General features: G+C 48.6%; 14 protein-coding genes and 1 pseudogene. 6 read left to right on the top strand and 9 right to left on the bottom strand.

The annotated features are described in order from the left end of the window. Window positions 1-8 precede the first annotated feature (8 nt). From ADS79_RS08355 to ADS79_RS08330, 6 genes are all read right to left on the bottom strand, one after another. Window positions 9-2018 carry a SpoIID/LytB domain-containing protein gene (locus ADS79_RS08355; protein WP_236699915.1) on the bottom strand — a complete coding sequence of 670 codons (2010 nt, stop codon included), beginning with the start codon at window positions 2016-2018 and terminating at the stop codon, window positions 9-11. A 180-nt stretch (window positions 2019-2198) separates the two neighbouring features. Beyond that, window positions 2199-2417: a DUF2905 domain-containing protein gene (locus tag ADS79_RS08350; RefSeq protein ID WP_049737941.1), complete on the bottom strand. Its 219-nt coding sequence runs from the start codon at window positions 2415-2417 to the stop codon at window positions 2199-2201. Then, window positions 2414-3412, bottom strand: a complete 999-nt coding sequence (ruvB, locus tag ADS79_RS08345; protein ID WP_049737940.1) for a Holliday junction branch migration DNA helicase RuvB — start codon at window positions 3410-3412, stop codon at window positions 2414-2416. The genes ADS79_RS08350 and ruvB overlap by 4 nt, the downstream gene beginning before the upstream one ends. Before the next feature lie 4 nt (window positions 3413-3416). Next, the gene (gene ruvA / locus ADS79_RS08340; RefSeq protein WP_049737939.1) at window positions 3417-4034 is read right to left on the bottom strand and encodes a Holliday junction branch migration protein RuvA; all 618 of its coding nucleotides are present in this window, start codon (window positions 4032-4034) and stop codon (window positions 3417-3419) included. Further along, window positions 4031-4531, bottom strand: a complete 501-nt coding sequence (gene ruvC, locus ADS79_RS08335) for a crossover junction endodeoxyribonuclease RuvC (RefSeq protein WP_049737938.1) — start codon at window positions 4529-4531, stop codon at window positions 4031-4033. The genes ruvA and ruvC overlap by 4 nt, the downstream gene beginning before the upstream one ends. Window positions 4532-4724: 193 nt before the next feature. Further along, a complete protein-coding gene (locus ADS79_RS08330; RefSeq protein WP_049737937.1) occupies window positions 4725-4916 on the bottom strand; it encodes a hypothetical protein in 192 nt (63 codons plus the stop codon). Between the two features lie 128 nt (window positions 4917-5044). Here ADS79_RS08330 and ADS79_RS08325 point away from each other — a divergent pair, with 128 nt between their 5' ends. Further along, window positions 5045-6133 carry a hypothetical protein gene (locus ADS79_RS08325; protein ID WP_236699914.1) on the top strand — a complete coding sequence of 363 codons (1089 nt, stop codon included), beginning with the start codon at window positions 5045-5047 and terminating at the stop codon, window positions 6131-6133. A gap of 22 nt (window positions 6134-6155) precedes the next feature. Here ADS79_RS08325 and ADS79_RS08320 read toward each other — a convergent pair whose 3' ends face one another. Further along, window positions 6156-6734: a BofC C-terminal domain-containing protein gene (locus ADS79_RS08320; RefSeq protein WP_049738177.1), complete on the bottom strand. Its 579-nt coding sequence runs from the start codon at window positions 6732-6734 to the stop codon at window positions 6156-6158. A 185-nt stretch (window positions 6735-6919) separates the two neighbouring features. Here ADS79_RS08320 and ADS79_RS08315 point away from each other — a divergent pair, with 185 nt between their 5' ends. Then, entirely contained in the window at window positions 6920-8908 is a 1989-nt protein-coding gene (locus ADS79_RS08315; protein ID WP_049737935.1) for a bifunctional 2',3'-cyclic-nucleotide 2'-phosphodiesterase/3'-nucleotidase, read from the top strand. A 72-nt stretch (window positions 8909-8980) separates the two neighbouring features. Here the strand turns inward: ADS79_RS08315 and ADS79_RS08310 are convergent, their stop codons facing one another. Beyond that, window positions 8981-10009 carry a phosphotransferase gene (locus tag ADS79_RS08310; protein WP_049737934.1) on the bottom strand — a complete coding sequence of 343 codons (1029 nt, stop codon included), beginning with the start codon at window positions 10007-10009 and terminating at the stop codon, window positions 8981-8983. A 141-nt stretch (window positions 10010-10150) separates the two neighbouring features. Between ADS79_RS08310 and ADS79_RS35995 the strand changes: the two genes are divergently transcribed. From ADS79_RS35995 to ADS79_RS35980, 4 genes are all read left to right on the top strand, one after another. Further along, a complete protein-coding gene (locus ADS79_RS35995; RefSeq protein ID WP_049737933.1) occupies window positions 10151-10594 on the top strand; it encodes a hypothetical protein in 444 nt (147 codons plus the stop codon). After that, window positions 10581-10919 (top strand): hypothetical protein, encoded by a 339-nt coding sequence (locus tag ADS79_RS35990; protein WP_236699937.1) that lies wholly within the window; start codon window positions 10581-10583, stop codon window positions 10917-10919. The genes ADS79_RS35995 and ADS79_RS35990 overlap by 14 nt, the downstream gene beginning before the upstream one ends. A gap of 90 nt (window positions 10920-11009) precedes the next feature. After that, window positions 11010-11192 (top strand): hypothetical protein, encoded by a 183-nt coding sequence (locus tag ADS79_RS35985; RefSeq protein ID WP_049737931.1) that lies wholly within the window; start codon window positions 11010-11012, stop codon window positions 11190-11192. An 11-nt stretch (window positions 11193-11203) separates the two neighbouring features. Beyond that, window positions 11204-11389 carry a hypothetical protein gene (locus ADS79_RS35980; protein WP_236699936.1) on the top strand — a complete coding sequence of 62 codons (186 nt, stop codon included), beginning with the start codon at window positions 11204-11206 and terminating at the stop codon, window positions 11387-11389. Between the two features lie 119 nt (window positions 11390-11508). Here the strand turns inward: ADS79_RS35980 and ADS79_RS36600 are convergent. Beyond that, window positions 11509-11562: pseudogene (locus ADS79_RS36600) on the bottom strand (LysM peptidoglycan-binding domain-containing protein); the annotation flags it as partial. Window positions 11563-11638 lie beyond the last annotated feature (76 nt).

Here is an 11638-nt window from a genome sequence, read left to right as displayed (position 1 = left end):
CAAAGGACTTATTTCTCGATTGTCACATCTTGGTAATAGTGTAGCAAGATCTGCCTATAGTCATACCCGTTCTCCGCCATTGCACGTGCACCGTATTGCGATACACCAAGTCCGTGACCATAACCGGTACCGCGAAATAAAAACTGTGGTCCTGCTTGTTTGTTGTTTTGGATCACTTCTACATCAAACTTCGTGCTGCGAAGAGAAGTACCCCCCTGTTGGAAAATAGCGCGGAATGTATCCGGCGAAGGTGCAGCAATCGGTTTGCCGTTTGCCTCCATCGCGATCACTCGCCCGGATGGACCTCGCGCCGTTACCTTCAGACTCGTGACATTTCCAGAAATGCGAGCAGCCTTGTATTTATCCTGACTTGCATTAATCATAGCGGTAATTTCAGCAACCGTGTATGGACCTCGCGTCCACGAGTAAGCATTTTCCTCCGCCTCTTCCGAGAGGATGGTAACCTCAGCGCCGCCTGGCAATGTGGATAACACCCGGTGTAGCGTGGTGCTCGGTCCTGAGCGCAAATTCGTATTTGCTGTTGTAATGACAGCTGTGCGCTGACCTTTACCATTTGCAGCTCCTGTCACTGATACCAGATCATTTCGTACATAACCGGTCGAACCATCCGACAACTCCACGCGATACCACACGTTTGCTCTCTCCATCGGATATGTATCATCGCTCGTCACAGGACGCAAATAAGGAACCGGATTTCCCCAGACCTCCGTGCCATCTGCCGTCATACCGCCCGCGTTTGAGTAAAACAGAGACTCTACTGGCTTACCTTGATAGTAGATAATTTCATCCCTTGTTTTGTCGACAGCCTCGCGAACAACCTCGGACTCTTTTGCTACACCATAATACGCCTGCTCAATCACCGTATCCGATACATTCGCGATGCCGTACTTATTACCTTGCCACACCGCACGAGTTCTCGACAGGACCGCTTGTGTTTTCAAGGCCTCTATCGGCCAGTCTGGAGCCATTTCGGAGCCAACTACGCCATACAGGTACTCATCCATTGGCAGTTCATTTACCAATGTCAGATGACCGTTGTAATCGGATAGCTCCATCTCGCCCCGATACGTCCGCTGGTCCCGCTCCACTACACTGATCAAGGCTTGATCCTCTGTTTTAAGCGCCCGGGCGGTCAGTTTTACCTGGGATGAAAACACGTATTTCCAAATTCTTTCGTCTGGTGAGCCGTATACATCCTGCTTCAGCACAGCATAAGACTGAGTTGAAGGCACATGGTAGGTATAGCCCGGAACAGCACCGGCAGCTCTCCCTGCCAAAGCCGATGCGGCGTCATAGCTGACCTCATCGCCAATCCATACTGCATAGGTTATTTTACCGCCGTCTGCTAGCATGACAGGATAAGCAGGGATTCCTTTTTGCTCAAAAGCTGACTGCGTTCTCTGCGCTTCATTCAAGCTCTTGTACTGTCCTACCTCCATTCGGAAAGGACCTTTTACAAACGGATTTTGACCAGTCGCTTGAGCAACTGTTTTTGCCTGATTGGTGGCAGCCTGATAGTTGTCGTACGAGCCACTAACGACCTGGTAGATAGTCTGACCATTGCGAGTAGTCACCTGAATCGAGCCCTCGTATTTGCGCTGACTCATCTGCTGTGCTACCTGCTGCGCGAGATTCCAGTCAGGCGTCTCTGTAACGATTAGATGATATTCGTCAACCCGATATCGGGCTGCATCTCCTTTTAAGTCAGGTAACTCTGTCTTGCCCCCTGGGCCCTCCAGTGTTACTTCCATTCCTTTTTCAGTGGTTAACGTAATCGAAGGGACTACCCCTCGGTATCCTTGCCCTGTATCTACAAATAGCGCAACCCTGATATTGTCGCCAGCTGCTTTTGCCGGAACTTGTCCCCCCAAAAGAGCTGCTGTGATCAGGCCCACCGAAAGGACAGTTCCCATCCATTTCTTCTTCATGTCGTCCATCGTCCTTCCTTTCACCTGAAATCGTCGAAAATTGGCATCTACTCCCATGTTTTTCGACAATCACAATGCAATCTCCTGCCCTTTTTCTCAATTTGGGAGCAAACGTCTTCGCGATCGAACAACTTTCTGCGTCCTACTATTGACGAAGCTATCGGCCGCTCTTCAAGATGTTTTGCACAGAAAAAACCATCGGAACAGCCCGCTCCGATGGCTTTGATGTTTTTGCCTTGCAAGCTTTTGCTATTTAAACAGACGGAACAAGTACATCCCCAGAGACAAGACGATACTGATCACAATACAGGTCACGACCGGAAAATAAAACTTCACATTTTCCTTCTCAACCACAATATCTCCCGGCAAGCGGCCCAGCGGCAAAAATCTCCCGCCTACCTGCCAAAGGATACCGATCACGATCAAAGCAGCTCCACCAAAAATAAGTAGCTTGGCTACAGGATTCACGATTTCATCTCCCGCCCGAAGTGCTGGTACGCACTCGGGGTAAGAACACGCCCCCGTGGCGTCCGTTGCATGAAACCTATTTGCATGAGATATGGCTCGCATACATCTTCAACGGTTTGTGACTCTTCTCCAATTGTAGCTGCAATCGTATCAAGACCTACCGGCCCTCCATCAAATCGATCAATAATGGCAAGCAGCAGCTTATGATCAATATGGTCTAGCCCGCACGTGTCTACCTGCAAGCGTTCCAGCGCTTCCTTGGCGATCTCCGTCGTAATGACGCCTTCGCCTTTTACCTGGGCGAAATCTCGGACGCGCTTCAGCAAACGGTTCGCTACACGAGGGGTTCCACGTGAGCGTCTCGCGATTTCCTCTGCTCCGCCCTCGCGAATGATAACTTGCAGAATATCAGCTGCACGCGAAACGATAAAGGTCAGCTCCGGCACCGTGTAAAATTCCAGTCGATTCACAACACCAAAACGGTCGCGTAGCGGTGCTGACAGCATGCCTGCGCGGGTCGTAGCACCTACCAGCGTAAATGGGGGCAAATCCAGACGCACGCTGCGCGCGCTCGGTCCTTTGCCGATGATAATATCCAGCGCAAAGTCCTCCATTGCCGGATACAGCACTTCCTCGACGCTTCGATTAAGTCTGTGAATCTCATCGATAAAAAGGACATCGCCTTCCTGCAGGTTAGTCAGGATAGCTGCCAAATCGCCAGGACGCTCGATAGCAGGTCCAGAGGTCGTGCGGATATTTACCCCAAGCTCGTTTGCAATAATTTGTGATAATGTCGTTTTCCCTAATCCGGGTGGACCATATAAAAGAACGTGGTCCAGCGATTCTTTTCTCATTTTGGCCGCTTCGATAAAAATCTTCAGGTTTTCCTTTACGTGCTGCTGGCCAATATATTCATTTAAAAAGCGAGGACGGAGGCTCAGCTCCGCCGCATCCTCTTCCCAATTCATATGCGTCGTGATGATCCGCTGATCCAAAATCCTACCCCCTCATGAGCAAGGCAAGCCCTTGTTTGATGAGCTTTTCTACACCATCGCCCTCTTTTGATTTTTCCGATAGGGCATTTCTGATTTTTTGCAGCTCTCCATCTGAGTAACCAAGCGCCGTCAGTGCATCCAATGCTTCATTCAACGCCGAAACAGCCTGTTCGCCAGCCGTCAGGTCACCAGCAGCCACTGTCAAAATCGCAGATGGCGTATATCCTACCAATTTATCCTTCAAATCCAGAATGATGCGCTGTGCAGTCTTTTTCCCAATTCCAGGAAATTTCGTTAAATACGTAACATTCTCCTGCTGTACTGCCATGACGAGCTGCTCCGGCGTTGCTGCCGCCAAAATGGCCAATCCGCCTTTTGGGCCGATTCCACTTACATCGAGCAGCTTGCGGAACAGATCACGCTCGTCTCGGGAAGCAAAGCCGTAGAGCAGAATCGCATCTTCCCGGACGTGATGATGTGTATATAATTTGGTCTTGCTGCCTTCGTATCGAACAAACTGGTACGGGTTCGGGCAAAAAAGGCGATATCCGATCCCTCCCGTCTCCAGCACTATGTATTCCGAATCCAGATAGCACAGCGTGCCTTCTACAAAATCGATCATTTCTGAACTCCCTCCGAAATGGAAATATACGCCCGGAACTGTGCGTGCGTAATTGCAATCCCTAGCGCATCCGCCACATCGTCAGGCTTTGGTACTTCTTTTAGCTTTAATAACATCCTGGTCATTTCCTGAATCTGCTTTTTCTCTGCGCCCCCATAGCCTGTCACAGCTTGCTTGACCTGCATGGGTGTGTATTCATGAATAGGCACACCAGCAAGCTCCGCTGCCAAAAGGATGACGCCCCTCGCTTGACTTACGGTAAACGCAGTCGTCACGTTTTTATTGAAAAATAATTTTTCTACCGACATTTCATCAGGACGATATGTTTCCAAAAGACTCTGCATCGCTTCAAAAATCTGTTTAAGCCGCAGAGGCACTGGCAAGCCCGCTTCGGTCTGGATACTCCCATACTGGACGGGACGCAATTGGCTGCCCTGCTTATCGACAATCCCGAAGCCGACAATGGCAATGCCAGGATCGATTCCTAAAATACGCATAATTCACTCTCCGCGTGCTACATTTCTATCTTCTACTGTATCACAAAGCGGTTAAAAAGCGAACGTGTATTTCCATGAATTACAGACTTCGCTCCTGCACAAATAAAACGGTCATGACCATTTTGTTTGAATGCAAGCGGTCACATAAAAAACCGCTCCCTAAAAGGGAACGGGTTACACGGCGTCATTTCAATTAGTGTTTGTTCATCCCAAGTGTCTCTGACACATCGTGCTGCATATGGGCATAATCATCAACGCCACTCTGCATCTGCTCATTAATCATATTGATCTGTCGATAATTGAGCTTGTTGTGTCCCTGGTTCAATTGAACGTACAAACGCTGGTGGAACTGGTCTTTATAGCTACCCCTAGGCATCGTAGACATGCTAAAAGACTCCTCCTTCATGATCGCCGTATGAAAACAGTATGGCGAAATGCTGAGTTGCTTATGATACCAAGATTTGCTCGTCATCGCCTAGCTCCATTGGACACACTATAGCAGTGGAGGTGATTGTGTTGTGGCGTGCTTTCCTGTTTTTATGCAGCTTCCTTGTGCTCGTTTCTTCCCTGTCGTTTGCTCAGAACACCCAAGCAAAAGCGAAAGACGAAGTGAGAATTTCCGTTTCGGTTTCTCCTTCCTCTCTATTTATTTCGACTCTCACGTTTCATGACAAACGATTTGCTTCTCAGCTTCTTGCCGCGCCATATGTGCCAGCTCGGTCTCAGCCGCATTGGCAGCGGGCATTGGTGACCGTGAATCAACGGACCTTTTTATTCGATCACGACGGCCTGTTGTTTGACAAAGAAAAACCACATCAATATATTGTTAGCAAAGAAATGAAGCTACGCCTGGAAGAATTGGTAAGCTCGGTGGAAAAGGTCCACTACGGACAAGCAGTTCCCTGGGAACAGGTGAAAAAGTCATTTGCCCGCATGGACTATGGCACAGTTATCGACCTCGAAACAGGGGAACGATTTGAAGTGCAGCGCAGAGCAGGCAGTCGACATGCAGATGTCCAGCCGTTGACCCGAGAAGATACGCGGATTATGAAACACATTTACCAAGGCAAATGGAGCTGGAAGCGGCGAGCGATTCTCGTAGAAGTAGATGGGCTGTACTATGCCGCATCTATGCACGGCATGCCACATGGTGCCGGAGCCATTAAAGACAATGATTTTCCCGGGCATTTTTGTATTCACTTTTTTGGCAGCTCCACTCATCGACGCAGGGAGCCAGACCCTAGCCACAGTCTTATGATCCTGAAGGCATCAGGTGCCTTGGCAAGCACCATTAGCGGTGCACCGCCAGAAGAGCTGATTGAGTATTTTCTCACAGCCCTGCACGAACACGACGAGCATACGATGCGCATGGCCACTGATGGGTTCACCTTGCCGCAAAAGCTTCAGTCGATCGCATCCGTAAAAAATTCGGAGGTTGTGATTCCATCCGATGAACGCGGTCCCTTTCTGGTAGAAGTACCTGTTCATATCGACTATTTCACGAAAAATGACGGCAATCAAAGAGAGCGTTGGACATTTACTCTGCGCCGTTTCTCTCCATGGGAGCGCTGGCGAATTACTTCGATTGACTTGAAAGAATAAAGGCTGCCTCAATCGGGGCAGCCTAGTAGTCATCATTTAATTGAAATTCTCCATACGTAGACAAAATGCTATTATACTCAGCCAAATCGCGCACACGAATTCCGCGCTTCAGATTCTCCACATCGTCTTTAGAGAGTCTGGCCTCCATTTTTGCTGTATTGATTCGATAAAAGGTTTGAACAACCTCTTGTTCAGATGGCAACCCATGAAACAGTGTCAGCATACCGTCTGCAGATATTCCAAAATGCCCATTGGCTTTACATGCCGGTGAAATATCCTGCTCACGTTTCATCAGGATCATTTTTGAGGAGTCAACAGATACGATCTCCCAACCTTTGTAGTCTACCATCGTCTCCGCTAAATGGGTAAGACTTGTCGGCTTATGCTCCTCATCTCTTACTCCGCACAAATACGTCCGTGTAAGAACAAGCTTGTAAGGCTTACCTGCTACATCCACAGACCTGCTTGAGCCAGTGGCAAACCATTGTCGCAGTGGCCCTGTTTCCTTGCTGGCATCTGCTATAAAAAACCCCGCAACCAAACCAGCCAGGAGGGCTAGTGCCCACGAAGTATACACCATCCATCTTCTATTTATTTCCATATTTCGATGAACCCCTTCTCTTTCTTTTTTCCTATTCTCTCCAGGAATGAAGGGGACCATACCCTGCTCTCTCAAGATTCGTAATTTACGACATATTTCAAGGGACTATCTACCAATTATACTATTCTAGTGATAAACTTATTTTGCATGGCATTATTGTTAAACTTATGGAGGTTATGCAAAACATGACAAAGAAGAACAAGCAAATGCTGACTGCGTTTTTACTCAGCAGCTCTTTGGTTGTTAGCGCCATTTCTTTCCCACTTACTCCTGTAAGCGCTGCAACCAGCTCCACTCTTAAGCTCCGCCTGTTGGAAACTACTGACATCCACACTAACATCGTCAACTATGACTACTATCAAGACAAGTCTACTGACGAATTTGGTCTTGCTAAAACAGCTACCCTGATCAAAAAAGCTCGTGAAGAAGCAAAAAACAGCATCCTGATCGACAACGGAGACCTGCTCCAAGGTAACCCGCTCGGTGACTACGTTGCGAAAATCGACCCTTTGAAAGACGGCGAAACGCACCCAGTATACAAAGCGATGAACCTCCTGAATTACGACGTTGGCAATATCGGAAACCATGAGTTCAACTTTGGCTTGGAGCATCTGGATCGCAGCCTTAAAGGCGCGAAATTCCCGTATATCAACTCCAACGTGTATATTGATGACAAAGACAACAACCCGAACAACGACAAAAACCTGTTCACCCCTTACCAAATTCTTGAGCGCAAATTCAAGGACGAAAGCGGCAAGGAAGTAACCCTGAAGGTTGGCGTTATCGGTTTTGTTCCTCCACAAATCATGCAGTGGGACAAAGCGAATCTGGAAGGCAAAGTCATTACAAAAGATATCGTGGAAACTGCTAAAAAGTTCATTCCTGAGATGAAGCAAAAAGGCGCAGACCTCATTATCGCTGTACCTCACTCTGGTCTCGGCCCAGTTGAAAACGCTGCCAATTTGGAAAATGCGAGCTATCAATTGAGCAAAATCGATGGAATTGACGCTATCTTGTTCGGTCACTCCCACCTCGTATTCCCAGGTCCTGGTTTTGAAAACATCCCTGGCGTTGATAGCGAAAAAGGAACCATCAACGGCAAGCCTGCTGTCATGCCTGGCTACTGGGGCAACAACCTCGGCGTGATTGACCTCACGTTGACACAAGAAAACGGAAAATGGAAAGTAGCTGAATCAACTACCAAAGCGATTCCGATCTACGATAAAGCGAATAAAGCTTCTCTCGCAGACGCAGATCAATCCATCCTGAATGCTGTAAAAGAAGATCACGACCACACTGTTGAGTGGGTTCGCTCTGCTGTAGGAAAAACATCTTCTCCGATCTTCAGCTACTTTGCACTGGTTCAAGATGATCCATCCATCCAAATCGTAACCAATGCACAAAAATGGTTCGTAGAGAAAAACATCAAAGGTACCGAATATGATGGCATCCCTGTTCTTTCTGCAGGTGCACCATTCAAAGCAGGCGGACGTAACGGCGCAAGCTACTACACCAACATTCCTGCTGGCACCATCGCGATCAAAAACGTTTCTGACCTGTACATCTATCCAAACACACTCAAAGCAGTTCTGATCAACGGTTCTACTTTGAAAGAGTGGCTGGAGCGCTCTGCTGGTCAATTCAATCAGATCGACGTGAAAAAATCCGAAGAGCAACAGCTTGTTAACGAAGCATTCCCTACGTACAACTTTGACGTAATTGATGGCGTTACTTATGAAATCGACGTAACCCAGCCATCCAAATATGCGATTGACGGCACGCTCGCTAACAAAGATGCAAACCGGATCAAAAACCTGTCCTTCAATGGTAAAGCAGTAAAAGCAGAAGATAAATTTATTGTAGTTACAAACAACTACCGTGCAAGCGGCGGCGGCTCCTTCCCTGGACTGGATGGCTCAAACATCGTGATCGACTCTCCAGATGAAAACCGCCAAGTTGTAATCGACTACATCCTGGACCAAAAAGATATTAACCCGGCAGCTGATAATAACTGGAAATTTACCCCGGTGAAAGAAAAAGTAAATGTAACATTTACTTCTTCTCCTGATGCAAAACCATTCGCTGAAAAAATGTCCAACATGAAATTTATCAGCGTATTGGAAAACGGCTTCGCCAAATTCGCTATCGATCTTTCCAAACCAGCTTCCAAATAAACACGGAAAAACATCCCTCGATTTGTTGAGGGATGTTTTTTTGACTTTTGCGTAATATACACGATCATCGTTTCATCCCACAAAGTGGTAATGACCCCACGGCGAACGTTGAAAAATTCGTTCACCTGCATCCAAAAAGCTTTGCCGATTTTGGTGGAGCCGTCCCTCCATTTGAAGCAGCTGCAAAACTCCACGTGTATGATAGCCCGGGCGATTGCTGTACAGCCCCGTTACTTCACGCAAAAAATTATCGGGGTAACGGAGCAGCTGATGAACGGCCCATATTTGCGTATCACTCAAATAATTGATATTGCTATAGGCTTCCATTGCCTCGACGAATGAATCCATTCGATAGTCTTGCAACAAAAGCATACGCGACATCAGTTGGACCAAATCCACAAGCTGCAGGTCATGACCCACTGTATCCAGATCAATTAAATAGCAGTTTCCTTTTTGTGTGATCAGGAAATTGTGACTCGCTACGTCCCGATGAGCAAGTGTGCCCCGTTCCATTGCCCCAAACAATTCCGGGGTAAGCGGCAGCTTGTAGGCTGATTGAAGAATTTCTTGCCCATCGCGAATCACGGCTCCAGACATCTGTTCAATGATCTGTTCCAGCTTGTTTTGGGGGCCATTTTGCTCGATAGACCACGTCAGCCTCTCGAAATACTCTAACCGGCTCTCCCATTTGTCGAGTAAAGCCAGCTTGCCTTCATAAGCATATGATTGTGCGACAGGAAAGCCCTGTGCTGCCACGTGAAATCGCGCCAGAGTCTCCGCTGTTTTTTTCACATCGAACAACGAGCCGTTATCAGCTTCCTGTCCGTCAATCATTTTCATGATCGTGTAATACTGATTCTCATAGGGGAAAATTTTTGCTCCTGTCTCATCCGGTACATAATGAACGGTGTGCAGAAATCCCTTTTGTCTCAAAGCATCTGCCAGCTCGGTAACCCACACTGCCTTATCCAGCTGTTTATACCCCTTGATGATCCAATGGCCCCGGTCCGTCTTCAGCAGATTCACATTTCGCTTTGGTTTTACCCCGTGAATCTGACAGCGAAACGCTTTTTCAAGTGAAGATATGAGTCCCTTGTTCATATCCGTCCCTTTCAGTAAGAAGAGGATTCATCATGTCCATCTCCCCAATTCGGCCATACCCCTTTTTCAGGCATGGAAGACATGCACGGAGAAGGTGGAAACATCATGTTGTTGCGAAATGGCTGAGGACCTCGGCTAGTCGTGTATTTGCTTGCGAATTCTTCCGGAGGACAATCGCATGACGATGACGATTCTACGATCTCTGGACAACTCTGTCTTTTTGTACGACGTCGTTTAAGTGGCTTGGGTGGGCATGGCATTGGCATTGGTGGACATGGCATCGGCATTGGCGGGCATGGCATTGGCATTGGTGGTGGGAATGGTGGTGGAAACGGTGGCGGGAATGGTGGTGGAAACGGCGGTGGAAACGGTGGCGGGAATGGTGGCGGGAATGGTGGCGGGAATGGTGGTGGAAACGGTGGTGGGAATGGCAGCATAGGCCCAATTCCAGGTGGCGGCATGAATTCTGGTGACACCAATGGTTCGGTTGGCGACGGCCTCCTCAAAGGTGCTGTTCCAGGCGGGCACGGAGTAGGTCGGCTAGGTTTGGTCTTTTGGGATGGACTCACTGGTGGCGGTGAGTAAGTTGGACGTACCTGCGAAGGTGGCTTCGTTGGCGGAAACGGAAACGGGCTTATCTGTTGTGGCGGTTTGGTCTGCTGCCACGGAAGAACCTGTTGAGGCTGATTCATCGGTGGCATTGGAAGCACTTGTGGTGGCGGCTGCATCTGCTGCCACGGAAGAACCTGTTGAGGCTGCTTCATCGGTGGCATTGGACGCACTTGTGGCGGCGGCTGCATCTGCTGCCATGGGAGTACCTGACTTGGTGGCCGGGTCGGTTGAATCTGGACCGGCGGATAGCATGGCGGACAATTCAAAGCAGGTGGCCTCATCTGTTGGAAAGGACTGATTTGTGACGGCGGCATCGGCGGTACATTCGGTATATTGGGTGGCATTGGTTGTTGATAAATATAAGGACTTACCCGGGTAGGAGGAATTGGTGGTAGAGCCGGTGGCATTGGTGGTAGCGCCTGTGGCATTGGCGGTAAGACTGGTTGTTGACGCAGGTTGGCATTCGGTGGAACATAAGGTGCTGTTGGTAGTGGTGCAATCGGTTTTGTTGGTTGAGGCAATGGAACAGGCGGTGGTAGCGATTCCGGTGAGACAGTTGGCGCAGGTTTAACAGGTTCCTCTTTGGGTGGCGCAGTCGGTGGTGGAGTTGTTGGCGGTGGTGGTGGAGTAGTCGGTGGTAGTGCAGGACGCGTCTCATGCTCGGATTCGATCCGCACTTCCTCTTTTTCCTCTGGTTCAATCGGTCTGCGCTCAATCTGTTCTGGGACTTCTGGACCTTCTTCGGTGATCGGCCGCTCTTTTACATAAGGGGCCTCACTCATGGGGTGAGGTGTTTGTCTGTCTTGAGGTCGTACTGGCACACGTTTCGCCGGAATCTTGATTCTCGCTCCAGGATAGATCGTATCGGGAGTTTTGATTTGATTGTTCAGGCGTAACAGTTCCTTGTAATCGACGCCATATTTTTTGGCGATCTTCCACATCGTGTCGCCTTTTTGGACTACGTGAATCCTCACTCTTTCTCCTCCCTTGCGTAAAACTCCCTACCATGGTATGCAC

The organism is Brevibacillus reuszeri, assembly GCF_001187725.1.
Lineage (GTDB): Bacteria > Bacillota > Bacilli > Brevibacillales > Brevibacillaceae > Brevibacillus > Brevibacillus reuszeri.
The sequence above is the reverse complement of the archived record's forward strand: the minus strand, read 5'-3'. Positions and strand labels throughout refer to the sequence as shown.